The organism is Pseudoxanthomonas yeongjuensis (genome assembly GCF_010093345.1).
GTDB classification, from domain to species: Bacteria; Pseudomonadota; Gammaproteobacteria; order Xanthomonadales; family Xanthomonadaceae; genus Pseudoxanthomonas_A; species Pseudoxanthomonas_A yeongjuensis.
Genome location: NZ_PDWT01000005.1, coordinates 197951 through 224512 on the forward strand (window position 1 = coordinate 197951; position 26562 = coordinate 224512).

Here is a 26562-nt window from a genome sequence, read left to right on the forward strand (position 1 = left end):
TACATGGCACGCCTGCTTCAGGCATACGCTGGTTTGTCCCCGCCGCATCCGGTTCTGCAATTCATCCCGCAAGCTCAAACCGGATCCTGCGCGTAGCCGGATCCGCTTCAACCAACCGCACCCTCACCTGCTCGCCCAATGGAAGCCCGCGGTTGGCAGCAACGCGCGCCAGGATCGCCGGCTCGCGCAACATCACCTCGCCTTGCTGCGGATCCTTCTTGTCGATCTCGACGATCGCACCGTCGAAAACCTCGCCCACCCGCGACGCCAGCGCCGCCGCTTCGGCCAGGTCGAGGATCGCGTTCTCGTAGCGGCTGGCTCGGCGCGCGGATTCCTGCATCGTCGCCGGCAGTCCCGGCAGCGCGTCCAGCACCCATTGCGGCACCGGCGTGCCGGCGCACAGCGCCACGCAGGTTTCGCCCGTGTAGCGATCGACCAGCCGTCGCAACGGCGCGGTGACGTGGGTGTACTGCGCGGCGAGCGCGGAATGCCGCGACTCGTCGGGCACGGCGCCGTCGAAGGCGACGTAGCCGGCGCCACGCAGCACCGTGGTGCAGGCGGTCATCATCGCGATATCGCGCGGATTGGCCGGATCCAGCGAACGGATGAAATCCGGATAGCTGCGCGATCGCGGCCAGTCGATGCCCAGCGCGAGGGCGGTGCGATGCAGGCGCGCGAGGGCGCGCGGATCGGCTTCGGGCAGGGTGCGCAGCAGGCCGACGCCGTGTTCCACCATCAGGTGCGCGGCGGCCATGCCGGTCAACAGGGAAATCTGTTCGTTCCAGTCCTCCACCGGATGGCGGGCGCGGAATTCCAACGTCCAGCGCCCGTCCTCGACGCGGATCTCCTGTTCCGGCAGCGGCAGGCTGACCCCGCCGCGGCGTTGCTCGCGCTGCTTGCGCAGTTCGCCGATCTCGCGCAACACCGCCCACATCGGTCCGGCCTTGCCGCTGTCGATCTGCTGCTGCACGCCGGCATAGTCGAGCTTGGCCCGGCTCCTGATCCGCGCACGACGCACGTCGACCGCGGTGCCTTCGCCACTGGCGTCGAGCTCGATGGTCCACAGCAACGCCGGCCGCACCTGATCCGGCAGCAGCGAGGCCGCGTCTTCGGATAGCGCCCTGGGATGCAGCGGAATCTTGGCGTCGGCACCGTACAGGGTTTCGCCGCGACGATGGGTTTCGAGGTCGATCGCATCGCCGGCGGTGACGAACGCGGCGACATCGGCGATCGCATAATGCACGCGGTAACCGTCGCCGATGCGCTCCACGAACATCGCCTGGTCCAGATCCATCGCGTCGGGTGGATCGATGGTGACGAATTCGATGTCGGTGCGGTCCTGGTCGGGCAAGCGCGGATTGGCGGCGGCGACAGTGGCCGCCTGCTCGACTTCCGGCGGAAACTCCGACGGCAGGCCGAGCTCGCTCTGGAGACCGGCCATGCCGCTGGCCAGGGCGGTGGCTTGCGGCGCAGGCAGGCGCAGGCGTCGTGTCGTGGTCATCGATCAATCCTGATTGCTGGTCCGCATCGATTCTAGTCGTTGCACCCAGCCATGGCGATGCGACACGGGTCGATGCGGAAACCCGCGGACTTCCACCAGCCACCGTGCCGCCGGCAGTGCAAGCAGGCTGCCCTCCCTGATCATCCATGCACTGTCCGGGGCAAAGATTCCCGCGGTCGCAGCGTCCTGCAACTCAAGCTCGCTGGCGCAAACAGCCCGCACTGCCTGATCGCCGGGCTGCATGACCGCCACGTCAACCTGATCGAGATGCGGAGCACCTGGCCTCTGTCAAGCGAATCCTCGTCAAGCGAACCGCCGCAAAAAAAACTCCGCAGAAAAAGCCGGATGCACAGGCATCCGGCTTTTTCTGTTTGCGCAATCGTTTCAGGCTATTTGACGATCTTTCCGTCGATGATCGGGTAGTACACCGACGGATTGGGTTCGTCCACATTGATTTCCAGAAGACTGGTATCCCAGTGATCGACGGTCAGCTCCCAACGCTTTTTCTCCCCCGCCACGTAGGCCTCGGTGTCGGGAAACAACTTCTTGATCAACTCGCCGCGCGAGAGCCCCAGCGGCTTGGGGTCGGCCGGGGAAACGCTGATGATGACGAAGTCGTACGGCGAGCCGATCTGGTGGTTGCTCAGCGCATAGAGGACGCTGCTGGCCGTCGTGCCGGCCTTGATCTGCGCTTCCATGATCGGGCGGTGCCATTTCTTGTACAACGCCAGCCATTCGTCTTGCTTGCCCGGCGGCACCTTGTAATAACTTACCCCGACGCGCGGACGGTCGGGCAGCTGGCGTCCGGACAGCGCCTGCGCAGCGGCGCTCTGGATGCCGATCACGGCAAAGCCCAGAACGGCGACGATACCCAGGATGTGCTTCTTGCTGATCATGTCATGTGCCTCTTCTTGTCTATGGTTGGTGGTTTCAGGGGGTTAAAGCTTCACGCTAAAGCCGACGAAGTACTGGCGGCCGTAGATGTCGTAGGTGCTGTTGTTGGTGCTGCCAGGCGTGCCGCCGACCTGGGGCGGCCCCTTGTCCAGCAGGTTGTTGATGCCGGCCTTCACCGCGAAACGCTCGCTGAATTTCCAGCCGCCGAACAGGTCGAAATAGTCGAACGCGTCGATCGATGGCGTGGTCGAGCCGGGATTGAGCACCTTGGACGAGTGCTCCATCGCGTCGATGTAGCGCCAGCGCAGGCCCACGCTGGCCGGGCCTTGCGCATAACGCACATGGCTGGTCACCTTCCAGGTCGGCAGCGTGCCCACGAAGCCGGCGTAGTCGTATACAGGGCCGCCTTCCACCGATTGCACTTCGTATTTGTCCACCCAACTGAGCACCGAGCCGACGCCCAGCTTTCCGCCGTTGCCGAACTCGCCCTGCCAGTCCAGCTGCGCGTCCACGCCGTTGGTTTTCAGGCTGCCCATGTTGAAGGTGGGCTTGTCGATGTTGTCGATGCGGCCGGTTTCCGCATTGCGCTGGATCTGCGCGCAATAGAAGTTGTCCACCGAATAGCCCGGGTTGGAGCCGTCCTGGTTGAAGCAGGCGGCAAGAACCTGCGACGAACCCAGGGTGCCGATCACGTCTTCCACGCTGATGTCGAAGTAATCCACCGCCAGCGAGAAACCCGTTCCTTCCGGCGTCCACACCACGCCGAAGGTATAGGTATCGGCGCTTTCCGGCTTCAATCCGGTGTTGCCCGCCCGCGTCGCCAGGGATTCCCTTTGCGTATCGACATAGGTGGCGAGCAACTCGGCAGGGATGCCGTGCGCCAGGCACAGGGCCTCGATCTGCGCGGCATTCGAGCCCGCGCGCAAGGGGCTGCTGGCGTCGCACTGGTCGCCCTGGCCGTTCGCCACCAGGCCATAGCCGTTGGATTCGGTTTCCGCTGCGACGTACAGCTCGCCCACGCTGGGCGCACGCACGGCACGCTGATAACCACCACGCAGGCGCAGGCTTTCGGTCAACGCCCAATTGAAGTCGACCTTGTACGTCTCCACGCCACCGGACACGTCGTAATCGGAGTAGCGGTACGCCAGCCCCACGTCCAGCGAATGCACCAGCGGCTTGTCGTAAAGCAGCGGCACCAGGGTTTCGACATAGGCTTCCTTCACGCCGGTGCTGCCGTTGCTGGAACCCTTGGCCGGCACGCCGACGATGCCGCCTTGTTGCAGCAGACGGTCGGACTGGAAGTCGTAGCTGTTCCGCCGCCAGCCCAGGCCGGCGGCGAAACGCACTTCACCGGCGGGCAGGTCGAACAGCCCGCCCTGCAGGTTGGCCTCCAGCACTTCCTGTTCAAACACGGTTTCGCTGACCGTTGCGGCGACCAGATAGCTGCGGCATTCCGGCGACAACACGGTCAGTCCGAACGGGTTGTAGCCGCCCGCGCACAGGCTGGCGCCGCCGTCGGCTGCGGTGATCAGTTTGTTCAGCGACTCGATGACCACCGCGCCGTTGTTGACTTCATGCACGCGTGTGCTGCCCTTGCTGGCGTAGACATCCCAGGAGCCGTTGATGGCATCCAGGCTGCCCTTGGCCCCGGCCAGGAACTGCCAACTATCGAAATCCCGTTCGAAGGTGCGCGGCCCGGCTTCCTGGAAGCGCTTGTGCAAGCGGAAATCGGCATCGGGGTTTTCGCGCGAAGCCAGGATAGTGCGCAGGTCGTCCGGGATGAACGGATTGCTCACTGGGACGCTGATCCCGGTATTGCCGCCTTCGGCGGCCACGTAGCTGTGCAGGCCGGACCAGCTGAACTGGCTATAGGCCTGCACGCTATCGGTGATGTCGTAGTTGACGCGGCCGAAGGCGGTATGGCGCTCCAGCGGCACCTGGATCAACGAATACTGGTTGAGGTTGTTCAATTGCGTGCCGGTGTCGTTCAACTGGCCTTCCGGACCACGCCAGTTGAACGGCCCCTTGTTGGCGGCGAACAAGGTGCCGTCGTCGTTGAAGCCCAGGTAGGTCGTGGGCGAAACCGGCACCCGACCGGGTGCGGCGCCATACTGCGCGAATACCTGGTCCACGGCCTCTTGCGTTGGCAAGTTGGCGCCCAGTTCGTAGGTGCCGGTCTGGATGCGGAAATCGGTACCGCCGGGGTTCTTGCGGAAGAAATCGCGAGCCATGAAATCGACGCCCTGGCGATCCGTCCACGAAAACGACAGCACCGCGTTGCCGCGATCGTCGGCGAAGTTGCCGCCGAAGGTCACCGCGACGTCGCTGGTATCGCCATCGCCTTCTGCGTACTGCGAGAACTGGGTGTCGAGCCGGATGCCCTCGAAGCGCTCCTTGAGCCGCACGTTGACCACGCCTGCGATGGCATCGGATCCGTACACCGCCGACGCACCGCCGGAGATGATCTCGACGCCCTCGATCAAGGCGGCGGGGATAGTGTTGACGTCGACCACATTGTCGGTGGTCGAGGGTTGCAGGCGGCGGCCATCCAGCAATACCAGGTTGCGTTGCGCACCCAGGCCGCGCAGGTTCAACGTGGCCTGACCCGTGCCGCCCCAGCCGGCGTTGGCCTTGTTGGCGCCCAGGCCCAGTTGCGGCAACTGGTTGAGCGCCTCTTCGATGGTCGATGTGCCCGTCTCATCCAGAATCTCGCGCGATACCGTGGTCAGCGGACTGCTGCTTTCGTAGTCAAGGCGCGAGATGCGCGAACCGGTCACGACCACCGCATCCAGTTGCGTCGCGCTCGCCTGCCGCTCCGTGGCAGCGCCCGCACTGTCCGCATCGCCCGCGGTCGCATCGGAATCCATTGCCTGCGCAAGCGCAGGCAACGCCAGCGCCTGCGCGATCGTCAAAGTCAGCAACGCCCGTAGCGGCGCGCGGCGCGCCACTTTCAAATATCCATTCATCGTCATGCCCGTGGGAGAAGGTGAACCGGAGTCTCCGACGCAAGAATTCGCGCGGCCGTTCCGGTAGCGAAGGACTGTAACGAGGCCTACAGCCATGCGTCTATGCGGATGGATGCGTTTTTTTATGCTGTTTTTTCATTCGCTCATGCGCATGAGCACATGCTTATCAAAGTCGGCTCATATGCAACCAACATCACGTCATGAGCGCCGACGCGCGAAAGACTTGCGCAACGGCTACGCGAAGAGCGACACGCGAGCGCGCGAGGTTTTCTGGTTGTGCGAATGCAGAGCGCAAGCACGAATCAATGCAATGGAAACAGGCGGAACACGCGCGCAGAGTTGCATGCGCCACGTTTCGATTCGCGTGGCCACACGGAATCGCGAACCGACAAGACGACTCGTGCGGTCCGATCTTCCGCACGGCTCTGGACTGCTCTGCCTGCAGCGCCCGATGCGGCCAGGGGGAACGATCGAAGGGAACCGCCACGCATCCGCCATCCACTGCATTTTGTCGCTCGTGCATCGGTCGCCATGTTCCACGACGCGCGCCTTGTGCGTGGCTGGCGTGAAACATGGAAGGCGTTGTTCTGCCCCCGGGCTGAAAATCGGAATCGCCAAATAAAGCCAACATGTCGTGTTGACGCGTGGTTGAAACCACACTATGTTGTGGTCGTCGGTTCCGGCGGCTCGTGTCTCCGGATGAAAAGGGAAGCCGGTTCGAATCCGGCACTGCCCCGCAGCGGTATGTGGAAACGAACCCGTCATTGCACTGGGGCATGGACCCCGGGAAGCGGCGGGCTAGGAGAAGCAGGAACGAGCAACGAGTAGTGAGGAACGAGTAAAAGCAGGCACATCCGCGCTTTCACTCTTTCCTCGTTCCTCGTTCCTCACTACTCGTTCCTCGCTTCAAGTCCACGAGTCCGAAGACCTGCCGACAGCCGCGCGAAGCACACCGCGCGGTGCCGGCCGCGGAATCTCCGGGGGGAGAAAGGCTGGTGACGCGATGCATGGCGGCTTCTGTCGCTGCGCTTGCGACGCCGTCTTCCCATCCTGCGATGCACAAGGCCTGCGCTGCCTGCGAGGGACAGGCCGCCGCGTGCATCACGATGGGAGAAACACCAGTGACACAGACCGAACAGGCGCTCGCAGCAGCGACCGACGACAGCTCCTTCCTGCTCACCCCGCCGCCCACCGCCACCGCGATGAGCGTGACCAAGCGCAACGGCGGCCAGGAGCCGGTGGACCTCAACAAGATCGTGCGCGCGGTGCAGCGCAACTGCGAAGGCCTGCACGCGATCGACCCGATGCGCGTGGCCACGCGCACCATCAGCGGCCTGTACGACGGCGCGACCACGCGCGAGCTGGACGAGCTGTCGATCCGCACCGCCGCGTTGTTGACCGCGGAAGAACCGGAATACGGCCGCCTGGGAGCGCGCCTGCTGGCCAACTACATCGCCAAGGAAGTCACCGGCCAGGAAATCCACGCGTTCTCGCAGTCGATCCTGCGCGGGCACGAGGTCGGCCTGATCAACGACCGCCTGCTCGGCTTCGTGCAGACCAACGCGCGCAAATTGAACGACGCGCTCGACGCGTCACTGGACCTGCGCTTCGACTACTTCGGCCTGCGCACCCTGTACGACCGCTACCTGCTGCGCCACCCGCACACGCGCAAGGTCATCGAGACCCCGCAGCAGTTCTTCTTGCGCATCGCCTGCGCCTTGAGCGAGGACGTGCCCGAGGCATTGGCGCTGTACCGGCGCATGGGCAACCTGGATTACCTGCCCAGTTCGCCGACGCTGTTCAACGCCGGCACCACCCACGAACAACTGTCCAGCTGCTTCCTGCTGGATTCTCCGGTCGATTCGCTGGAATCCATCTACCAGAAATACGGCGACATCGCCCAGCTGTCCAAGTTCAGCGGCGGCATCGGCGTCAGCTTCACCCGGGTGCGTTCGCGTGGCTCGCTGATCAAGTCGACCAACGGCCATTCCAACGGCATCGTGCCGTGGTTGAAGACCCTGGATTCCTCGGTCGCGGCGGTCAACCAGGGCGGCAAGCGCAAGGGTGCGGCCTGCGTGTACCTGGAGCCGTGGCACGCGGACGTGGAGGAATTCCTGGAACTGCGCGACAACACCGGCGACGAAGCGCGGCGCACGCACAACCTCAATCTTGCGAACTGGATCCCCGATCTGTTCATGCAGCGCGTCGAAGCCGACGCCGACTGGTCGCTGTTCGACCCGCGCGTGGTGCCGGAATTCACCGATCTGTTCGGCGCCGACTTCGAGCGCGCCTACGAACAGGCCGAGCTGCAGGGCAAGGCGGTGAAGTCGATCAAGGCACGCGAGCTGTATGGCCGGATGATGCGCACCCTGGCCCAGACAGGCAACGGCTGGATGACCTTCAAGGACAAGTGCAACCGCGCCAGCAACCAGACCGCCAAGGCCGGCAACGTCATCCACCTGTCCAACCTGTGCACCGAGATCCTGGAAGTCACTTCGGCCGAAGAGACCGCGGTCTGCAACCTGGGTTCGATCAACCTCAGCCATCACCTGGACGAGGATTCGATTTTCGATTTCGACAAGCTGGCCGAAACCGTGCGCCTGGCCGTGCGCCAGCTGGACCGGGTGATCGACCTCAATTTCTATCCGATCGAAACCGCGCGCCGCGGCAACCTGCGCTGGCGTCCGGTCGGGTTGGGGGTGATGGGCCTGCAGGACGTGTTCTTCAAGTTGCGCCTGCCCTTCGACAGCGAAGACGCGCGCAAGCTGTCGGCCAGGATCGCCGAGACCATCTACTACCACGCACTGGAAACCTCGGTGGAACTGGCCGAGGAACGCGGCCGCCATCCCTCGTTCGCCGACACGCGTGCGGCGGCTGGCGGGTTCCAGTTCGAATCCTGGAACGTGACACCCGAGCACATGGACCGCTGGGAGACCCTGCGCGAGCGCATCGTCGAAAGCGGCCTGCGCAACTCGCTGCTGATCGCCATCGCCCCGACAGCGACCATCGCCTCGATCGCCGGCTGCTACGAATGCGTGGAGCCGCAGACCAGCAACCTGTTCAAGCGCGAGACGCTGTCGGGCGATTTCCTGCAGGTCAACCGCTACCTGGTCAACGAGTTGAAGAAGCTGGGCATGTGGACCCCGGAGGTGCGCGACGAAATCAAGCAGGCCGAAGGTTCGATCCAGTCCATCGCCCGCATCCCGGAAACCCTGCGCAACATCTACCGCACCACCTGGGAGGTACCGATGCGTTCGCTGATCGACATGGCCGCCGACCGCGGCGCCTTCATCGACCAGTCCGCCTCGCTCAACCTGTTCATGGAAAGCCCGAGCATCGGCGCGATGTCGTCGATGTACATGTATGCGTGGAAGAAGGGCATCAAGACGACGTATTACCTGCGCTCGCGTCCGGCGACGAAGATCGCCAAGACGACGGTGGGCGAGGCGAAGGTTTATGCACCGGCAGAGGCGGTTTCTTGTTCGCTTGAGAACCCGGAGAGCTGCGAGGCATGTCAGTGAGGCAGGAACGAGTGGTGAGGAACGAGGAGCGAGTAGGAGCGGCCCGTCACTCGTTTCTCGTTCCTCTCAGCTCGTTTCTCAGCTTGCGAGGCGTGCTAATGAAGCAGGAACGAGTGGTGAGGAACGAGGAACGAGTAGGAGCGGCTCGTCACTCGCTTCTGGTTCTTCTCAGCTCGTTTCTCAGCTTGCGAGGCGTGCTAATGAAGCAGGAACGAGTGGTGAGGAACGAGGAACGAGTAGGAGCGGCCCGTCACTCGTTTCTCGTTCCTCTCAACTCGTTTCTCAGCTTGCGAGGCGTGCTAATGAAGCAGGAACGAGTGGTGAGGAACGAGGAGCGAGTAGGGGCGGCCCTTCACTCGTTTCTCGTTCCTCTCAACTCGTTTCTCAGTTTTCGTCGCAATGCCGTCAGCATGCGACTGACTTCGTCAACCAATGCATGTATTGGCCTAAGCGGCTCGGGATCGAACCACCCTAATCGCTCACAGAGCAATAACTGCGTGTGCAGCTCGGAGAGCGACCCCTGGGCGATGGCCAGGAATTGCGCTTTCTCGCGCCTGGATTCGCGTGACCAGCCTTCGGCGATGTTGCTGGGTACCGATACGGCCGACCGACTCAGTTGCGAGCGCAATCCGAAACGTTCCACGGCCGGCAAGGTTCCCGATAGCCGGCACGCCTGTTCGGCCAGAGCCATTGCCTTGTCCCATACCACTGCATCCCGATAGTGCATCGATGCCTCCTTGCATGCCCACGCATGCTGACGCTCTTGCGCAATGCCCACCATCAGGAAACTCCCATGCCTACTTCGGAAAACTCCATTCTCGTTCCTCGTTCCTCCCCACTCGCTCCTCGCCTGCTGGACCCAGGCTTCGAACTGACCCTGCGCCCCATGCGCTACCCGCAGTTCTACGAGATGTACCGCAACGCCATCCGCAATACCTGGACGGTGGAGGAAGTCGATTTCTCGCTGGACACCAAGGACCTCAAGGACAAGTTCGGCCCGGCCGAACGGCACCTGATCGAACGCCTGATCGCGTTCTTCGCCACTGGCGATTCCATCGTCTCCAACAACCTGGTGCTGAACCTGTACCAGCACATCAACGCACCGGAAGCGCGCATGTACCTGTCCCGGCAACTGTACGAGGAAGCGCTGCACGTGCAGTTCTACCTGACCCTGCTCGACACCTACCTGCCGGATCCGAACGAGCGCGCCAGGGCGTTCGCCGCGGTGGAGAACATCCCCTCGATCAAGCGCAAGGCCGAGTTCTGCTTCAAATGGATCGACTCGCTGCAGGGCATCACCCGCATCGGGACGCGCGAGCAGCGCCGCCAGTTCCTGCTCAACATGGTCTGCTTCGCCGGCTGCATCGAGGGCCTGTTCTTCTTCGGCGCCTTCGCCTACGTCTACTACCTGCGTTCGCGCGGCCTGCTGCACGGACTGGCCAGCGGCACCAACTGGGTGTTCCGCGACGAAAGCGCGCACATGGCCTTCGCCTTCGAAGTGATCCGCACCGCGCGCGAGGAAGAGCCCGATCTGTTCGACGACGACCTCAAGGCGCAGGTGGTGCAGATGATGCGCGAAGCGGTCGACTGCGAAGTCGCTTTCGCCGAAGACACACTGAGCGGCGGCGTCGCCGGGCTGTCGATCAAGGACATGCGCCAATACCTGGAATACTGCGCCGACCAGCGCATGGCCCAGCTGGGCATGCCGAAGCATTTCGGCTCGACCAACCCGTTCCCGTTCATGGACCTGCAGGACGTGCAGGAGCTGACCAATTTCTTCGAGCGCCGGGTGTCGGCCTATCAGGTCGGGGTACAAGGCGAAGTCGGCTTCGACCACGCATTCTGATTCCCGATTGCGATTGCGATTGCGATTGCGATTGCATTGATTGCGTAGGAGCGACGTAAGTCGCGAAACATGCTTTACCGAATCGGTGAATGGCTTCGCGACTTACGTCGCTCCTGCGCAGATTTGGCACGGGCTTGATAGGCTGGCGGGAAACCTGTCCAATGCAGCGATGTCCCAATCTTCCCTACCTTCAATAAGTCGCCGCCATTTCCTTGCGGCGAGCGCCGCCCTGGGCGCGGCGGCATGCGCTCCGTGGCAGGCGCTGGCGGCGACCTGCCACAAGCAATCCGATTCCTGGATTCCCTCCGGCGAATTCCTCGAGGAGTTGTCGCGGATCATGCAGGCGTTCGCGGTTCCGGGCGTGGGCATCGCCGTGGTCGAAGACGGCGAAGTGGCGTGGAGCCGCCCGTTCGGCGTGACCCATGCGCTCACGCGCAAACCGGTGGACGCACGCACGATCTTCGAGGACGCCTCGCTCAGCAAACCGGTGTTCGCCTACCTGGTGCTGCAGCTGCTCGACCAGGGACTGATCGACCTCGACCGCCCCCTGGTGGAATACAGGCGCCCCGACTACCTGGCCGATCATCCGTGGATCGAAAGGATCACCGCGCGCGACGTGTTGCGCCATTCCACCGGCCTGCCCAACTGGCGCAAGTCGCCGGCGACGGAGAAGCTGGTACCGATGGTCGAACCCGGTACGCGCATCGATTATTCCGGCGAGGCCATTTTCTGGCTGCAACTGGCGCTGGAAACCATCACCGGCCAGAGCCTGGACGAATCGATGCAGGCGCATCTGTTCGGCCCGGCCGGGATGAAGGACAGCAGCTATACGTGGAATGCGGACCTGGCGGCGCGGTCGGTGTACGGACATTCCACGCACGACAAGGCCGGTGCAGGCATGCCGCCGCAGATGTTCCGCGAGCAGTGGAGCATCGCCCAGCAGGTCGCCGATCGCTGGGGCAAGCCGCTGTCGGCCTGGAAATACGACGACGCGGCGCGCGCGCTGCCTGAAGTAATGGCGCTGTCGCCGCCGGGACTGGTGACCTGGCCGGGCGACATCGTCGCCAACGCGGCGGCGAGCCTGCGTACGACCGTGCAGGACTACGCCACCTTCATGACCCTGGTGATGGCGCGCAGGCAGCGCGCGCCGTGGGAAATCAGCGAGGCCACGCGGCAGGCGATGCTCACCCCGCAGATCAGGATTCCCGGGCGCTGGACGGAAAAGGGGCTGGGCTGGAACATGGAGGCGACGCGGGACGGACCGGTGTTCTACCACTCCGGCAGCAACGGCGACATCTTCAAGAATTTCGCGGTCGGCGATGCGCAGAGGCGGCGCGGCATCGTGGTGCTGACCAACGGCGGCAGCGGCTCCTTCGTCCACCAGCGGGTGGTGCGCGCGGCCACGGGCTACGACCTGCTGTCCTACGACCTGTAGCTCCCTTCGATGCGTAGAGCCGAGCTTGCTCGGCTGCTTTCCGGCGAATCCCGCTAAGGGCAGCCGAGCAAGCTCGGCTCTACAAATCAGGGCGCGGGAAAAGCTAATATCCCCGTATGCGCCCCGACTACATCCTCACTCTGTCCTGCCCCGACCGCACCGGCATCGTTTACCGGGTGACCGGGCTGCTGTTCGAATCGGGCTGCAACATCGTCGATGCGCAGCAATTCGGCGACGACGAAACCAGGCGCTTCTTCCTGCGCGTGCATTTCGATGCGCCGAACGTGGCCGAGATGGAGGCATTGGAGGAAGGCTTCGCCTCATTGGCCGAGGTCTTCAACATGGACTGGCGGATCCACGATGCGCAACGGCGCGCACGCCTGCTGGTGCTGGTCAGCAAGCAGGGGCACTGCCTCAACGACCTGCTGTTCCGCGCGCACAGCGGGCAGTTACCGGTGGACCTCGCGGCCGTGGCGTCCAACCACGACGATTTCGCGGCGTTGACGGCGTCCTACGGCGTCGCCTTCCACCACCTGCCGGTGACGCCCGCGAGCAAGGCCGCGCAGGAACGGCAGATCATCGAGCTGGTCGAGCGCGAGCGTATCGACCTGGTGGTGCTGGCGCGCTACATGCAGATCCTGTCGCCGGAACTGTGCGCCGCGCTGGCCGGGCGCGCGATCAACATCCACCACAGCTTCCTGCCCAGCTTCAAGGGCGCCAAGCCCTATCACCAGGCGCACCAGCGCGGGGTCAAGATCGTCGGCGCCACCGCGCACTACGTGACCGGCGACCTGGACGAGGGCCCGATCATCGAACAGGACGTGGCCCGGGTGGACCATACGATGACGCCGAAGGAGCTCGTGCGGCTGGGCAGCGACACCGAATCCCAGGTGCTGGCGCGCGCGGTGCGGCGACATGTCGAGCACCGGATCCTGTTGAACGGGCATCGCACGGTGGTGTTCCGGTAAGGACTGCCCGATCAAGTATTCGTCATCCCGGCGGAAGCCGGGATCCATTTTGATCTTCGCCTTGCATGATGCTGAAAGCAAATAGGCCCCGGCTTCCGCCGGGATGACAAGCAAGAGCGGGACTTCTCTTCATATCTGCCCCGGAAACGCCACGATGACCAATCGTTACCACCTGATCGGCAACTACGTCTCGCCCTATGTGCGCAAGGTACTGGTGTGCATGGAGCTGAAGGGATTGGACTACACCATCGATCCGATCGCCCCGTTCGTAGGCAACGAGCGCTTCAGCCAGTTGAGCCCGCTGCGCCGGATCCCGGTGCTGATCGAGGGCGACCGCGTGCTCAACGATTCCTCGGTGATCTGCCAGTACCTGGACGAACGCCACCCGCAACCCTCGCTGTATCCGTCCGACATCGGCGATCGCGCGCAGGCGCGCTGGATCGAGGAGTACTGCGACACCTGGCTGGGCGACGTGGTGGTCTGGGGCATGTTCTTCCAGAAGGGCGTCAAGCGCTATGTGTTCGGCGAGGAACCGGATGAAGCCATCATCGCCCGCGCCCGCGACGAACAGTTGCCGGTGGCGCTGGACTACCTGGAGTCGTTGCTGCCGGCGGATGGCTTCCTGTTCGGCGAACCCAGCGTGGCCGACATCAGCATCGCCAGTTTCTTGCGCAACGCCGCGTTCGTGCGCTACACGGTGGATGCGCGGCGCTGGCCGCGCGTGGCGGCGCTGCTGGAACGCGCCTGGGCCCTGCCTGCGTTCCGCAAGCTCGCCGGACTGGAAGAGAAAAGCATGCGCTCGCCCTTGGCGGAGCAGCGCAAGGTGCTGATGGAGCTGGGTGCGCCGGTGAGTGCGGAGACTTTGGGGACCTCGGTGCCCCGACGTGGGGTGATGCGGCTGGAATAGGTTCTGTAGATCCGAGCTTGCTCGGATGCTTTCGCATTGAAGCCAAGGCATGCGAGCAAGCTCGGATCTACATCGATGGGATTACGCTTGACGCGACTTCAGCCCGCGCACCACCGCATACACCACCCCCAACCCCGCCAGCGCCACTCCGATCGCCAGCCATTCCTTGCCGGTCAGCGTGGTCACGATCAATCCCATCGCCACCACCGCCAGCAGCGGCACCAGCGGGCCGCCCCATAGCAAGAAGGGTTCGCCGCCGCGCTCGCGCAGGTCGGTCTTCTGCCCACGCCAGGCGGCGAGACCGACCAGCGCGTAGACCAGGCAGATCGCGCCACCTGAAATCAGCGCGAGCGCATCGAAGGTTCCTCCGAGCGCCAGAAGCCAGGCGAATCCCGCATGCGTGGCCAGCGCCAGCAGCGGCACGCGATGCGTGGCGCTGACCCGGCCATAGGCATGCGGCATGTAGCCATCGCGCCCGAGCGCGAACAGCAGTCGCGACGAGCCGAGCAGGTTGCCGAGCAGGAACCCGGCCATCGAAATGCACGCGGTGACCAGCAGCAGGACCCGGCCCGGCGCCCACAACGCGGCCGCGGTATCGGCGATCGGCACGCCGCTCTTGGCCAGCGCCGGGCCCAGCACGCCCTGGTTGACGACCTGCAGGCCCATGTACAACAGCACCACCAGCAGGATCGCCGCCATCGTCGCACGCGGCACGCTGCGCGAGGGATCGCGGACTTCGCCCGAAGGCACCAGCGCCGTCTCCATGCCGGAGTAGGCGAACATCACCAGCACCATGCCCGTGCCCAGCGCTGCCCACGACGGCACCGCACGGGGGTCGAAACTCACCTGGGTCCAGTCGACGAAGAACAGGCCTGCGCCGGCCAGCAGGAACAGCGGCGTCAGTTTCAATGCCGCCAGTGTGGTGATCGCACGGGCGCCCAGCTTCACTCCGAACGCATTCAACGCATACAGGATGAGGTACAGCGCGGTCAGCAATCCCGCGCGCGGCAACGGTTGCCCGAACCACGGCACGAGGTTCGCCACCTGCACCGAGAACGCCGCGGCCACGCCCGCGCTGGAAGCCACGTTGCTGATCCACATCAGCGCCCCGGCGACGAAGCCGGCGAAATTGCCGAAGGTCGCTCCCAGGTAACTGTAGGGGCCACCGGTGGCGACCGCGCGGCTGCCGATGGCGGCGAAGCACAACGCGACCGGGATGATCGCCAGCGCACCGGCGACCAGCGCCAGCGGTGCGGCGATTCCGACCTGCGCCGACAGCGCCGACGGCATGCGGAAGATGCCGCCGCCGACGATGATGTTCATCACCGCTGCGGCCAGGGCGAACGATCCGACCGCGCGGATGAGGGCGGCGTCGCCTTCCAGCGGCTTCCGGATCGGGGCTGAATCGCTGCTCATCGGCATCCTCGGTCGGAGGCGCGCAGCGTCGCATGGCCGCAGGCGGAACGCGAGCCGCTTGCGGCTTGTCGATATGCCATTCCCTTATGTGTGTGTAGGAGCGGGCCTTGCCCGCGATGCTCTTCCCTACACCCGGCGAAGAGCATCGCGGGCAAGGCCCGCTCCTACATCGTTGGCCCGCCGAGTCGGGATACCATCGCCTGATCTTCTCGTGGACATGCCCTGATGCACCGTCGGAACCGTATCTCCCTCTGCGCGTTGCTCTTCACCCTCCTGCTTGCAGACGCTGCGTCGGCACAGTCGCAGAACTCGATGGCCATGAAGGTGTTGCAACACCTGCAACCGAAGATCGTCGAATGGCGACGCGATATCCACCAACACCCGGAACTGGGTACCCACGAAATCCGCACCGCCAAGCTCGTCGCCGACCAGCTGCGCGCGCTGGGGCTGGAGCCGAAGACCGGGATCGCCTCGACCGGCGTGGTCGCGATCCTCAAGGGCGGCAGACCGGGGCCGCGCATCGCGATCCGCGCAGACATGGATGCGCTGCCGGTGACCGAGCAGACCGGCCTGCCGTTCGCCTCGAAGGTCACCGGCGACTACCGCGGCCAGCCGGTCGGGGTGATGCACGCCTGCGGCCACGACGCGCACTTGGCGATGCTGCTGGGCGTGGCCTCGGCGCTGGTGGCGGTGAAGGACGAGTTGCCGGGCGAAGTGATGTTCGTGTTCCAGCCGGCGGAGGAAGGTCCGCCCGATGCGGGGGACGAATTCGGCGCGGCACTGATGTTGAAGCAGGGCATCTTCAAGGATTTCAAACCGGACGCCGTGTTCGGCCTGCACGTATGGGCCGGCTTGGCGGTCGGCAAGGTCGGCTTCCGCAGCGGTTCGCTGATGGCCAGCGCCGACGAATGGACGCTGACCGTACGCGGCAAGCAGACCCATGGTTCGCGGCCGTGGGACGGCGTGGATCCGATCACGATCGGCGCGCAGATATTGCTCGGCACGCAATCGATCATCGCGCGCCAGGTCAACATCGCCGCGGCCCCGGTGGTGCTGACCGCCGGCCAGTTCCAGAGCGGCGTGCGTTTCAACATCATTCCCGACGAGGCGAAGCTGGTCGGCACGCTGCGCACCTTCGACCCGCGGGTGCGCGAAGACGTGATCGCCCGCTTCCGCCGCACCGCCGAGGATTTCGCCCATGCCGGCGGCGGCAGCGCGGAACTGCAGGTGGTGAACAACGCGCCGGCGACGATCAACGATCCCGCCCTGGCCCAGCGCATGCGGCCGTCGCTGGAAACGGCGGTCGGCGCGGACAACGTGACCGAGATGCCGCTGGTGACCGTGGCCGAGGATTTCTCGCAATACGCGACCGCAGCGCCGACTTTCTTCTTTTTTGTCGGATCGACCGCCGCCGGTATCGATCCCACCACCGCGCCGATCAACCATTCGCCGCAGTTCCTGCTCGACGAGCAATCGTTGCAGGTGGGAAGCCGGGCGATGCTGCAGGTCGCGCTGGATTACCTGAATAAGAAACCGTAGGAGCGACGTAAGTCGCGAAGGAACAGCAGGCACCGCACGTCATCAAATCCCAGCGTGCATTCGCGACTCACGTCGCTCCTACGCGGCGCCGAGGCGCGCCGCGCAAACGCCTACATGCCCAGCCAGGTACGCAACGGATGCGCCGGGTCGGCGAGCAGGCGGATGGCCAGTGCGACCGACGCCGTCACCAGCAACGGCTTGATGATCCTGGCGCCCTGCTTCATCGCGAAACGCGATCCCAGCTGCGCGCCGATGAACTGTCCGCTGCCCATCACCAGTCCGACTTTCCACAGGACCGCACCGAAGGCCAGGAACACCGCGAAGGCGCCGACGTTGGAGCCGAAGTTGAGGAACTTGGTGTGCGCGGTCGCCTTGAGCAGGCCGTAGCCGGCCAGCGAGATGAAGCCGAGCATCAGGAAAGAACCGGTGCCGGGGCCGAACACGCCATCGTAGAAGCCGATGACCGGCACGAAAGCCAGCGCGAACGTCTTCGCGCTCATGCGCCGATGGCGATCCACTTCGCCGGCATCGGGTTTCAGGCCGAAGTAGATGGCGATGCCGATGAGCAGGAACGGCAGCCCCGCCTTGAGCACGTCGCCCGGCACCACCGTGGCCAGAAACGCGCCCAGCGCCGCACCCAGCGCCGCGGTCAGTGCCATCGGCAATTGTCCGCGCAGGTCGACATGGCCGTGCCGCGCGTACGCCAGGCTGGCCGAGCCGGAACCGAACAGCGATTGCAGCTTGTTGGTGCCCAGTACCTGCAGCGGCGGGATCCCGGCCAGCAGCATCGCCGGAATCGTGATCATGCCGCCGCCACCGGCGATGGCGTCTATGAATCCGGCAAGCAGTCCGGCGGCGAACAACAGGAGCAGGATCTGGAGGCCGAGCTCTTCCAAGGGATCATCCGGGCAGGTAACGGGCAGGACGCAGGCACCGTCATCGGGCGCGGAATGCGAAGTCCCTTCATGATAAGTCACCAACGCGTCCCGCCGGCGCGCGGCGCGGGTTAGCATCGCCCAAACCCTTTGGAGCCTGTCGATGCCTTTCACTGTCCGGATCGTCCCGCTGCTGGCCGCGATGGCCATCGCCTTGAATGCGAATGCGCAGGAAGTTTCCACGCAACGCGCGGAAGTCGCCGCTGCCGCGACCAAACTCGATGCGAAGATCGTCGCCTGGCGCCGCGACTTCCACGCCCATCCGGAATTGTCCAACCGCGAGGAGCGCACTTCGGCCAAGGTCGCCGGGCACCTGCGCGCACTCGGATTGCAGCCGAAGATCATGGCCGGCCATGGCGTGGTCGCGATCATCCAGGGCGGCAGGCCGGGGCCGAAGATCGCCCTGCGCGCCGACATGGATGCGCTGCCGGTGACCGAACAGACCGGCCTGCCGTTCGCCTCGAAAGCCATTTCGACCTATCGCGGCGAGAACGTCGGGGTGATGCATGCCTGCGGCCACGACGCGCATACCGGCATCCTGATGGGCGTGGCCGAAGCGCTGGTGGCGATGCGCGCGGAGCTGCCCGGTTCGGTGATGCTGGTCTTCCAGCCGGCCGAGGAAGGGCCGCCGCCACCGGAAGAAGGCGGGGCTTCTCTGATGTTGAAGGAGGGGCTGTTCAAGGACTTCAAGCCCGAGGCGGTGTTCGGACTGCATGTGTTCTCCACCGTGCAGGCCGGGCAGATCGCGGTGCGCGGCGGGCCGTTGATGGCCGCGTCGGACCGTTTCGCGATCAAGGTGAGCGGTCGCCAGACCCATGGTTCGGCGCCGTGGAACGGCATAGATCCGATCGTCGCCGCCGCCGACCTGATCGGCACCGCGCAGACCATCGTCAGCCGCCGCACCAACATCGCCAGGCTGCCGGCGGTGGTGACCTTCGGCGCGATCAAGGGCGGCATCCGCTACAACATCATTCCCGACGACGTGGAAATGGTCGGCACCATCCGTACCTTCGACCCGACCATGCGCCGGCAGGTCTTCGCCGACCTGCGCAACGTCGCCGAACACACCGCGGCCGCGCACGGGGCCACGGCGGTGACCGACATCTACGAGAACGACGGCAATCCGCCCACGGTCAACGATCCGGCGCTGACCGCGCGCATGCTGCCCAGCCTGCAGGCGGTGGTCGGCAAGGACAACGTGTACGAACCGCCGCTGCAGATGGGTTCGGAGGATTTCTCGCTGTACGCGCTGGAAGTGCCGTCGATGTTCTTCTTCGTCGGCTCGACCCCGAAGGGCATCGATCCGGCCACCGCGCCCAGCAACCATTCGCCGAAATTCCTGCTGGACGAATCGTCGCTGGACATCGGCTTCCGCGCGTTGATGCAGGTGACCCTGGATTACCTGCACGGCGGGGGCCGATAAGAACGATTGTGGGAGCGACGTCAGTCGCGAAGGGGGTTCACGAGAAGGCCTGTTCGCGACTGACGTCGCTCCCACATCGTATCCACCTACCTCTTCATAACGCTTGCGCCGCTAAAATGCGCGCATGAACACCCCCCAGGATTCCAGCCTCGGCCACGAGGTCGCCTACCCCTCGCAATACGACGCGGGCCTGCTGTTCCCGATCCCGCGCGCCGCCGGCCGCGCGGAAATCGGCATCGCCGATGGCGCCCCCGGATCAAGTCCGGGGCAGGCTCTTCCGTTCATCGGCCACGACCGCTGGCATGCCTACGAGATCGGCTGGCTGGATGCGCGCGGCAAGCCCCGCGTGGCCACGGCCACCTTCACCGTGCCCTGCGCTTCGCCGAACCTGGTGGAGTCGAAATCGCTGAAGCTGTACCTGAACTCGTTGAACGCCGAACGCTTCAACAGCGAAGAGGCCGTGCGCGAGCGCATCGCCGTCGACCTGTCCGCGCGTGCCGGTGCCGACGTGGCGGTCGCCTTCGGCTTGCCGCCGATGGCGGAAGCGAGGTCCGGCCAAGCAAGCTCCGGCGAATCGATCGACTTGCTGGATATCGACATCGACGACTACGGTCCGCCGAATCCAGACCATCTCTCGGCGGATCCGGCGCAAGTGGTCGAGGAATCGCTGACCTCGCAGCTGCTCAAGTCCAATTGCCCGGTGACCGGCCAGCCGGACTGGGCCAGCGTGGTGATCCTGTATCGCGGGCCGCGCCTCGACCGCGCCGGCCTGCTGCGCTACCTGGTCAGCTTCCGCGACCACGCCGGATTCCACGAGCAATGCGTGGAGCGCATGTTCCACGACCTGATGGCGCGCTGCCGGCCGCAGGCGCTGTCGGTCGAGGCGCGCTACACGCGCCGTGGCGGACTGGACATCAATCCCTGGCGGGCGACGGAGGGATTCCCGCCGCCCACCCCGGCGCGTGAACCACGCCAATAACGGCCTGGCTGCGAAATCCAGGTTTCACCTGGACGCGATGAATCCTTAACACCTCATGTGTAGATTTGGTCTCCCCAGAACATCATCTCCCTCAGGGAGGAGCCCCGCATGAGCACCGAAAAGAAAGCCGATTTTTCCGGCGTCAGCGCCACGGTCGACAGCACCGAGCAGAAGGCCGCCGATTTTTCCGGCGTGACCGCCAGCGTCGACAGCACCGAGGAGATCGTCGGAGCGACGACCTACACGATAGAGAAAGGCGACACCCTTTCCAAGATAGCCAAGGAACAACTCGGAAGCGCGAGCGCCTGGAAGCAGATCTTCGAGGCGAACCGCGACGTGATCGACGACCCGGACCGGATCTTCCCCGGCCAGGTGATCAAGCTGCCGCCGAAAGCACCCAGTGCCTGATCGCTTCTTTTCTCCTTCCTCAATCCAAGGACCGACACCATGAAACTCAATCGCATCTCCTATGCCCTGATCGTCGCCCTGGCCGGCACCATTGCGCTGGCCGGCTGCAAGAAGAAGGAAGAAGCCGCGGTCGCCCCGCCGGTCGTCACCGAGCCGGCACCGGCGCCCGCACCGATGGAACCGGCACCCGCTCCGATCACCGCCACCAGCGTCACCATCGGCAACACCGCCGCCGCCGACAAGTCGGTCGCCGCGGTGAGCACGTTCGGCGTCAAGGACAAGATCATCGTCTCGGTCAAGACCGACGCCGCCACCGCGGCCAATGCCGCCATCGACGCCAAACTGACCTACCAGGACGGTCAGGTAGCGGGCCAGCAGACCGCCAACGTGATGGCCGAAGATGCAGGCACGACCAACGTGACCTTCAGCAATGCCAATGCATGGCCGGTCGGCAAGTACAAGGTCGACGTGACCGTCAACGGCCAGCCCGCGGGCATGACCCAGGAAATCGAAGTCAAGTAACGATCTCCCCGAAAGGCGAGCAAGTTGGGGCGCGGAGAGATCCGCGCCCTTTTTTTTGCCTTCCCACGTAGGAGCGTCGCCGAACCGGCCCGGACTTTGCCCCGGCCGGCGTAAAGCGCGACAATGCGCGTTCCGCGCTTCCACTGCGCTGTCCCCCGCACCGCGCGTCTCCGCGACCGGCGCGCCGCATCCCAACTCCAGGAGCGACTCCATGGCAGAACCCGTCCTCACCCCGCCCGCCGGTGGCGAAAAGATCACCATCAGCGGCGGCAAGCTCAGCGTGCCCAACCACCCGATCATCCCCTTCATCGAAGGCGACGGCACCGGTCCCGACATCTGGCGCGCAAGCGTGCGGGTGCTCGATGCGGCGGTGGAAAAAGCCTACGGCGGCGCCAAGAAGATCCACTGGCTGGAAGTGTTCGCCGGCGAGAAGGCCAACAACAACTACGGCACCTGGTTGCCGGAAAGCACGGTCCAGGCCTGCCGCGATTACCTGGTCTCGATCAAGGGCCCCCTGACCACGCCCGTCGGCGGCGGCATCCGTTCGCTCAACGTCGCCCTGCGGCAGATGCTGGACCTGTACGTGTGCCTGCGTCCGGTGCGCTGGTTCGAGGGCGTGCCCTCGCCGGTCAAGCGCCCGGGCGACGTGGACATGGTGATCTTCCGCGAGAACACCGAGGACATCTACGCCGGCATCGAATGGGCCGGCGGCAGCGCCGAGTCGCAGAAGGTGCTGGACTTCATCCAGAAGGAATTCCCGCAACCGTTCGGCAAGATCCGCTTCGGTACCCAGCAGCTGGTCGACGACTGGCAGAAGGCGCTGGAAGGCATCGGCGCGCCGCACCGCGACATGACCGTGGAAGTCGGCCTGGGCATCAAGCCGGTCAGCCGCCTGGGCACCGAGCGCCTGGTGCATAGCGCCATCAGCTACGCGATCGAGAACAAGCGCAAGTCGGTGACCCTGGTGCACAAGGGCAACATCATGAAGTACACCGAAGGCGGCTTCCGCGACTGGGGCTACCAGGTGGCGCGCGATTTCTTCGGCGCGGTGGAACTGGACGGCGGCCCGTGGCATGTGATCCCGGAAGGCAAGCCGGGCGCGGGCCTGATCATCAAGGATGCGATCGCCGACGCCTTCCTGCAACAGATCCTGTTGCGTCCGAAGGAGTACGACGTCTCGGCGACGTTGAACCTCAACGGCGATTATTTGAGCGACGCCCTCGCCGCGCAGGTCGGCGGCATCGGCATCGCCCCGGGCGCCAACATCAACTACGTCACCGGCCATGCCGTATTCGAGGCCACCCACGGCACCGCGCCCAAGTACGCCGACCTGGACAAGGTCAATCCGGGTTCGGTGATCCTGTCCGGCGAGATGATGCTGCGTTACATGGGCTGGACCGAGGCCGCCGACGCGGTCATCGACGGCCTCAACAAGGCCATCGCCAACAAGCGCGTCACCTACGACTTCGCCCGCCAGATGGAAGGCGCGACCGAAGTGAAGTGCAGCGAGTTCGCGGACGAGATCATCAAGCAGCTTTGATCGACTTGCGGCAGGCATGAAAAAGCCCGGCATGTCCGGGCTTTTTTTTGGCGGAAGGTACACGTTTCAGGGAACCCTTCTCCTGCTTGGCGGGAGAAGGTGGCAGGGCCGCGCGGCGCCTGACTCCCTGGACGGACGCTGACTGCGGACATGCGCCGTTGGTTGGTCGAGCGGGCCGGCTGCAGGCCGCCTGATGACGCGCCTGTCCGCAACGGCCTGCTCATCCCTTCCTCAGATCGAAACCGCTGCGCGCTTCTGTCGGCGCTGCATCGTCATCACCAGCATCACCGTCAACAGCACCGTGGCCACGGCGAACACGCCCATGCCCAGGTACTCGCCGCCCAGTCCGCCGACAGTGCTCAGCGCCGCGTCTTCTCCGGTGGGCATGAATTGCGCCGCGTACATACCGGTATAGTGCATGCCGCACACCGCCACGCCCATCACCAGCGCGCTACCCAGCATCTGCACCCAGCCGCGTAGATTGAAGGCAAGCCACAGCGCCACCGTCGAGGCGACCACGGCGATGACTATGGAAATGCCGACAATGCCCAGATCGTAATGGGTAGTGGCTGGCATCCGCATCGCAGCCATGCCGGTGTAGTGCATGCCGGCCACGCCCAGACCCATGAACAGACCGGCCAGCACCAGCTTGCCCCAACCGAACACGCCCATGCCGGCAATCGCCAGGCCAGCCATGCACGCGGCGGCGGCAATCACCGCCGACAGCACGGTCAGGCCAAGGTCGTAGGTCACCGGGATATCCATCTTGCATGCCAGCATAGCGATGAAGTGCATGGACCAGATGGCGCCGGCGCCCAGGGCCACGCCACCGGCGGATATGGCCTGCCAGCGCTGCGCCGTGGTCCGCGCCGCCGGAATGCCGACGGCCACCTGCAATGCGGTGAACGAGCCCAGCGCAGCCACCAGGAACGAAAGCAGAACCAGGATCGGGTCGTGGATACATTGAATCGCATGATCGTGCGGCATGATGGTTTTTTCCCCCTTGCTTTTTCTTGTGGAGGGCCCGCTATGGGCCCGGATCAAACATTGAAAACGAACTTGCAGCAGTCGGCGCCTTGCGCGCGGCAGGACACTTCGCTCACCCGGACCATTCCGAGGTTGCCGGCTTCGTTGAGCGCGCCCTCCAGGAAACCGCGCAGGAAATGGCACTGCGGTGCGGTCGCCGGCTGGCCTGGATTGCAGAAGGGACTGCTGCTGGTCTTCAGCGACTCCTCTTCCAACTCGGTGGGCAGCAACTGGCGTATGGCTGGCAGGGCGATATGCCGGATCGAACCCGGCAGGGGCAAGTGCGCGCCCAGGGCGAAGTCGCGCTTGTACACCCATGCGCCCACGCGCGTACCGACATAGCGCATGGTGGCTTCGCGCTGTGCCGGCTCCAGGCCGCGCTCCATCCCCAGGGTCAGGCCGAAGATCTGCGGATAGTCGCGCGCGATCTGCGGCAACAGCGCCTCGACCCGCTTCTGGTTGTCGACGGAACTGGCCGGCGCCGTGGCCGGTGGTGGCGATGGCGGCGCGGACGATGTCGCCGTGTCGACCCGAATCGGTGCGATCGGCGCCGTCGGCGCGGCTGCATCGTAGGGATTGGCCTCGAAACTCTGCACCATCCAGTGCGTGCCCAATTGCTCTTGCAGCTGCAGCAGGTTTACTTCCGGCCCCTGCACCACCAACACCATGACCACGCCGGTCTCGGTATTCGCACGGCGCTGGCGCAGCAAGTTGAAGCGGTTGGCGACCAGCACCTCGCCCAAGGCCAGCAGCAACCCATCCCTGCGGTCGGAGACGACCTTCAGTTCTATATCGACTAGCTTTTCCATTTTTCCCCGAGTCGTCTGGCCGTTTTACCGGACACTTGATTGCGCCACGCTTCCCCAAGCCGGCCGGCTCCATAAGCGTAAGAGAGATAACACGCGGCGCATGAAATAAGAAGGATTCGGCGGCGGATAAATCATCGCTGTGAGACTCGTCACGCTTTTTCTGTCGGCATTCCCATGCCGACTATTATTTGTCTTCGTATAGGCCGATTGAGAGAGCCCGCCATCCGCATCGAAGGCATGCGCAAGGCTGCCGCTCTGTGTCTGCTCACCGAAGGACGGCGTCACAGAAGCGAGTGAGTTCGCCGACGGGATCGTCGAGCAGCTTTGCTCGTGAATTGCATGCCGCAACAAGAAAGGCCCCGCGTCGCGGGGCCTTTTCGTTGCTTCAGCGGGCCGCGGATCCGGCCTCGATCGCCGCCCAGGTTCGCAGCAGATTGCCGCCGAGGATCTTGCGGATGTCGGCATCGCCGTAGCCACGCGCCTGCAATCCCGCGACCAGGTTCGGATAGTCGGCGGTCGTGCGCAAGCCATCCGGCAGTTCGCCGCCGACGCCGTCGAAGTCCGAGCCGATGCCGACATGGTCGATGCCGATCAGCTTCACCGCGTAGTCGATCTGGTCGAGCACGGCGTCGATCTTCGTCTGCGGCGCAGGATGCGCGTCGGCCCAGGCCTTGTCGAAGGCATCGCTGTCTTCAAGCGGCTTGCCGGCCGCCTTCAGCGCGGCATTGCGCTGGTTGAGCGCATTGGTCGCGCGGAAGTGCGCTTGCGTATCCGCGGCCCCCTGCGGATCGACGAATGCGGTGCCGAACGGAACCTGCACCACGCCGCCCTTGTCCGCCACGGCCTTGGCGAGTTCGTCGCTGATGTTGCGCTCGAAGTCCGGGGTGAAATGGCGGAACGCCGAATGGCTGGCGATCACCGGTACTTTGCTCAACGCGATCGCCTCGCGCGCGGACTCGTCGGAGATGTGCGAGACGTCGACCATGATGCCGAGGCGGTTCATCTCGGCCACGACCTGCTTGCCGAACGGGCTCAGGCCATGCCACTTGCGCTCGAGCGCGTACGAGGAATCGGCGATGCGGTTGGCCGCGCTGTGGGCCAGGGTGATGTAACGCACGCCACGGTCGAAGAAGAACTGCAGGTTGGCCAGGTCGTCGCCGATCGGCGCGCCGTTTTCCATGCCCAATGGCAGCAACACGCGATCGCCCACCCGCAGGGATTCGACCTGTTTCGGCGAACTCAGCAATGCGAACTTGTCCGGATGCCGCTGCACCAGCGCCTCGACCGCATCGATCATCTCGTTGGCGGCCTGCCAGGCGCTGCCATCGGCGTCCTGCCTGGGCGAGGTATAGATCGACATGAAAGCGACATCCAGGCCGCCGGCGCGCGCCTTGGGATAATCGAACTCGCGCCCCTTGGCGTCCACGCCCAGATCCTTCCATCCGTCCATCAGCATCCCGGGCGCATCGATGTGGGTATCGACGATGACGGCGTCCTGCGCCAGCTTGCGTGCCGCGTCGGGCGGGGTTTGGGCAGTAGCCGATGTCATGGCCAGTATCAGGGCGCAGCAGATCAGGGTGCGGGACATGGATCCTCCGGGTAGGTGGGAAAGTCGGGACAGGCGCGTCGACCGACGCGCTCGCCCCAGCGTACACCCCGCCAGCAATCGGAAAAAGCCAAGGTTGTTCCCACGAAGCACGCTTCACCGATCACGACAGTCGTGGGAGCGGCGTCCCCGCCGCGAGCCCTTGCTTCTCTCGCATGGAAGAAAAAGCCGAAAGCCCGCGGCGGGGACGCCGCTCCCACGAATGCCCTACGAGACTTCGTAATGCTCGACGGTCGGCTCGAATTCCAGCAGGAAGTCCACGTCCTCCCGGTAGTACTTCGCCTGCGCGATGTCGTTTCCGGCGAAGGCCGCGATCGCCTC

20 protein-coding genes and 1 riboswitch are annotated in these 26562 nt (G+C 64.7%); of the genes, 11 read left to right on the plus strand and 9 right to left on the minus strand.

Annotated elements, in window-relative coordinates; all coding sequences use genetic code 11:
- Positions 1–61: 61 nt before the first annotated feature.
- From CSC74_RS13850 to CSC74_RS13860, 3 genes are all read right to left on the minus strand, one after another.
- The gene (locus CSC74_RS13850; RefSeq protein ID WP_162315073.1) at positions 62–1501 is read right to left on the minus strand and encodes an RNB domain-containing ribonuclease; all 1440 of its coding nucleotides are present in this window, start codon (positions 1499–1501) and stop codon (positions 62–64) included.
- 389 nt (positions 1502–1890) lie between these two features.
- Entirely contained in the window at positions 1891–2397 is a 507-nt protein-coding gene (locus CSC74_RS13855; RefSeq protein WP_162315074.1) for a hypothetical protein, read from the minus strand.
- A 42-nt stretch (positions 2398–2439) separates the two neighbouring features.
- Positions 2440–5361 (minus strand): TonB-dependent receptor domain-containing protein, encoded by a 2922-nt coding sequence (locus CSC74_RS13860; protein WP_162315075.1) that lies wholly within the window; start codon positions 5359–5361, stop codon positions 2440–2442.
- A gap of 657 nt (positions 5362–6018) precedes the next feature.
- Positions 6019–6311: riboswitch (cobalamin riboswitch) on the plus strand.
- 156 nt (positions 6312–6467) lie between these two features.
- On the opposite strand from CSC74_RS13860, the gene CSC74_RS13865 reads away from it, so the two are divergent.
- A complete protein-coding gene (locus CSC74_RS13865) occupies positions 6468–8882 on the plus strand; it encodes a ribonucleoside-diphosphate reductase subunit alpha (protein WP_162315076.1) in 2415 nt (804 codons plus the stop codon).
- Between the two features lie 352 nt (positions 8883–9234).
- On the opposite strand, the gene CSC74_RS13870 is transcribed toward CSC74_RS13865, so the two are convergent.
- The gene (locus CSC74_RS13870) at positions 9235–9663 is read right to left on the minus strand and encodes a four helix bundle protein (RefSeq protein WP_162315077.1); all 429 of its coding nucleotides are present in this window, start codon (positions 9661–9663) and stop codon (positions 9235–9237) included.
- Positions 9664–9675: 12 nt separating this feature from the next.
- On the opposite strand from CSC74_RS13870, the gene CSC74_RS13875 reads away from it, so the two are divergent.
- The 4 genes from CSC74_RS13875 to CSC74_RS13890 all read left to right on the plus strand — a co-directional run bounded on the left by CSC74_RS13875 (position 9676) and on the right by CSC74_RS13890 (position 14038).
- The gene (locus CSC74_RS13875; RefSeq protein ID WP_162315078.1) at positions 9676–10728 is read left to right on the plus strand and encodes a ribonucleotide-diphosphate reductase subunit beta; all 1053 of its coding nucleotides are present in this window, start codon (positions 9676–9678) and stop codon (positions 10726–10728) included.
- A gap of 169 nt (positions 10729–10897) precedes the next feature.
- The gene (locus CSC74_RS13880) at positions 10898–12163 is read left to right on the plus strand and encodes a serine hydrolase domain-containing protein (RefSeq protein ID WP_162315079.1); all 1266 of its coding nucleotides are present in this window, start codon (positions 10898–10900) and stop codon (positions 12161–12163) included.
- 116 nt (positions 12164–12279) lie between these two features.
- A complete protein-coding gene (gene purU / locus CSC74_RS13885) occupies positions 12280–13131 on the plus strand; it encodes a formyltetrahydrofolate deformylase (protein WP_162315080.1) in 852 nt (283 codons plus the stop codon).
- A 154-nt stretch (positions 13132–13285) separates the two neighbouring features.
- Positions 13286–14038 (plus strand): glutathione S-transferase family protein, encoded by a 753-nt coding sequence (locus tag CSC74_RS13890; protein WP_162315081.1) that lies wholly within the window; start codon positions 13286–13288, stop codon positions 14036–14038.
- Between the two features lie 81 nt (positions 14039–14119).
- Here the strand turns inward: CSC74_RS13890 and CSC74_RS13895 are convergent, their stop codons facing one another.
- Positions 14120–15454: an APC family permease gene (locus CSC74_RS13895; protein ID WP_162315082.1), complete on the minus strand. Its 1335-nt coding sequence runs from the start codon at positions 15452–15454 to the stop codon at positions 14120–14122.
- A 225-nt stretch (positions 15455–15679) separates the two neighbouring features.
- Between CSC74_RS13895 and CSC74_RS13900 the strand changes: the two genes are divergently transcribed.
- A complete protein-coding gene (locus tag CSC74_RS13900; RefSeq protein WP_162315083.1) occupies positions 15680–16993 on the plus strand; it encodes an amidohydrolase in 1314 nt (437 codons plus the stop codon).
- A 110-nt stretch (positions 16994–17103) separates the two neighbouring features.
- On the opposite strand, the gene CSC74_RS13905 is transcribed toward CSC74_RS13900, so the two are convergent.
- A complete protein-coding gene (locus CSC74_RS13905; protein ID WP_162315084.1) occupies positions 17104–17889 on the minus strand; it encodes a TSUP family transporter in 786 nt (261 codons plus the stop codon).
- 181 nt (positions 17890–18070) lie between these two features.
- Between CSC74_RS13905 and CSC74_RS13910 the strand changes: the two genes are divergently transcribed.
- The 5 genes from CSC74_RS13910 (at position 18071) to icd (ending at position 22800) form a co-directional block, all read left to right on the plus strand.
- Positions 18071–19351 carry an amidohydrolase gene (locus tag CSC74_RS13910; RefSeq protein WP_425501466.1) on the plus strand — a complete coding sequence of 427 codons (1281 nt, stop codon included), beginning with the start codon at positions 18071–18073 and terminating at the stop codon, positions 19349–19351.
- Positions 19352–19475: 124 nt separating this feature from the next.
- Positions 19476–20330 carry an NADPH-dependent 7-cyano-7-deazaguanine reductase QueF gene (queF, locus tag CSC74_RS13915; protein ID WP_162315086.1) on the plus strand — a complete coding sequence of 285 codons (855 nt, stop codon included), beginning with the start codon at positions 19476–19478 and terminating at the stop codon, positions 20328–20330.
- 108 nt (positions 20331–20438) lie between these two features.
- On the plus strand, positions 20439–20738 hold the full coding sequence (locus CSC74_RS13920; RefSeq protein ID WP_162315087.1) for a LysM peptidoglycan-binding domain-containing protein: 300 nt from the start codon (positions 20439–20441) through the stop codon (positions 20736–20738).
- 39 nt (positions 20739–20777) lie between these two features.
- Complete coding sequence (locus CSC74_RS13925; RefSeq protein WP_162315088.1) at positions 20778–21260, plus strand: hypothetical protein; 483 nt, start codon at positions 20778–20780, stop codon at positions 21258–21260.
- Between the two features lie 211 nt (positions 21261–21471).
- Positions 21472–22800 carry an NADP-dependent isocitrate dehydrogenase gene (icd, locus tag CSC74_RS13930; protein ID WP_162315089.1) on the plus strand — a complete coding sequence of 443 codons (1329 nt, stop codon included), beginning with the start codon at positions 21472–21474 and terminating at the stop codon, positions 22798–22800.
- Between the two features lie 231 nt (positions 22801–23031).
- Here the strand turns inward: icd and CSC74_RS13935 are convergent, their stop codons facing one another.
- The 3 genes from CSC74_RS13935 to CSC74_RS13945 all read right to left on the minus strand — a co-directional run bounded on the left by CSC74_RS13935 (position 23032) and on the right by CSC74_RS13945 (position 26223).
- Positions 23032–23787 (minus strand): MHYT domain-containing protein, encoded by a 756-nt coding sequence (locus CSC74_RS13935; protein ID WP_162315090.1) that lies wholly within the window; start codon positions 23785–23787, stop codon positions 23032–23034.
- Positions 23788–23840: 53 nt separating this feature from the next.
- The gene (locus CSC74_RS13940) at positions 23841–24635 is read right to left on the minus strand and encodes a V4R domain-containing protein (RefSeq protein WP_162315091.1); all 795 of its coding nucleotides are present in this window, start codon (positions 24633–24635) and stop codon (positions 23841–23843) included.
- 385 nt (positions 24636–25020) lie between these two features.
- The gene (locus CSC74_RS13945; protein ID WP_162315092.1) at positions 25021–26223 is read right to left on the minus strand and encodes a dipeptidase; all 1203 of its coding nucleotides are present in this window, start codon (positions 26221–26223) and stop codon (positions 25021–25023) included.
- Between the last annotated feature and the right edge of the window lie 339 nt (positions 26224–26562).

Excerpts from the sequence above, each read along its gene's own strand:
- CSC74_RS13850 (WP_162315073.1), bottom strand. The coding sequence starts at position 1,501 with ATGACCACGACACGACGCCTGCGCCTGCCTGCGCCGCAAGCCACCGCC.
- CSC74_RS13855 (WP_162315074.1), bottom strand. The coding sequence starts at position 2,397 with ATGATCAGCAAGAAGCACATCCTGGGTATCGTCGCCGTTCTGGGCTTT.
- CSC74_RS13860 (WP_162315075.1), bottom strand. The coding sequence starts at position 5,361 with ATGAATGGATATTTGAAAGTGGCGCGCCGCGCGCCGCTACGGGCGTTG.
- CSC74_RS13865 (WP_162315076.1), top strand. The coding sequence starts at position 6,468 with ATGGGAGAAACACCAGTGACACAGACCGAACAGGCGCTCGCAGCAGCG.
- CSC74_RS13870 (WP_162315077.1), bottom strand. The coding sequence starts at position 9,663 with ATGGTGGGCATTGCGCAAGAGCGTCAGCATGCGTGGGCATGCAAGGAG.
- CSC74_RS13875 (WP_162315078.1), top strand. The coding sequence starts at position 9,676 with ATGCCTACTTCGGAAAACTCCATTCTCGTTCCTCGTTCCTCCCCACTC.
- CSC74_RS13880 (WP_162315079.1), top strand. The coding sequence starts at position 10,898 with ATGTCCCAATCTTCCCTACCTTCAATAAGTCGCCGCCATTTCCTTGCG.
- purU (WP_162315080.1), top strand. The coding sequence starts at position 12,280 with ATGCGCCCCGACTACATCCTCACTCTGTCCTGCCCCGACCGCACCGGC.
- CSC74_RS13890 (WP_162315081.1), top strand. The coding sequence starts at position 13,286 with ATGACCAATCGTTACCACCTGATCGGCAACTACGTCTCGCCCTATGTG.
- CSC74_RS13895 (WP_162315082.1), bottom strand. The coding sequence starts at position 15,454 with ATGAGCAGCGATTCAGCCCCGATCCGGAAGCCGCTGGAAGGCGACGCC.
- CSC74_RS13900 (WP_162315083.1), top strand. The coding sequence starts at position 15,680 with ATGCACCGTCGGAACCGTATCTCCCTCTGCGCGTTGCTCTTCACCCTC.
- CSC74_RS13910 (WP_425501466.1), top strand. The coding sequence starts at position 18,071 with ATGGCCATCGCCTTGAATGCGAATGCGCAGGAAGTTTCCACGCAACGC.
- queF (WP_162315086.1), top strand. The coding sequence starts at position 19,476 with ATGAACACCCCCCAGGATTCCAGCCTCGGCCACGAGGTCGCCTACCCC.
- CSC74_RS13920 (WP_162315087.1), top strand. The coding sequence starts at position 20,439 with ATGAGCACCGAAAAGAAAGCCGATTTTTCCGGCGTCAGCGCCACGGTC.
- CSC74_RS13925 (WP_162315088.1), top strand. The coding sequence starts at position 20,778 with ATGAAACTCAATCGCATCTCCTATGCCCTGATCGTCGCCCTGGCCGGC.
- icd (WP_162315089.1), top strand. The coding sequence starts at position 21,472 with ATGGCAGAACCCGTCCTCACCCCGCCCGCCGGTGGCGAAAAGATCACC.
- CSC74_RS13935 (WP_162315090.1), bottom strand. The coding sequence starts at position 23,787 with ATGCCGCACGATCATGCGATTCAATGTATCCACGACCCGATCCTGGTT.
- CSC74_RS13940 (WP_162315091.1), bottom strand. The coding sequence starts at position 24,635 with ATGGAAAAGCTAGTCGATATAGAACTGAAGGTCGTCTCCGACCGCAGG.
- CSC74_RS13945 (WP_162315092.1), bottom strand. The coding sequence starts at position 26,223 with ATGTCCCGCACCCTGATCTGCTGCGCCCTGATACTGGCCATGACATCG.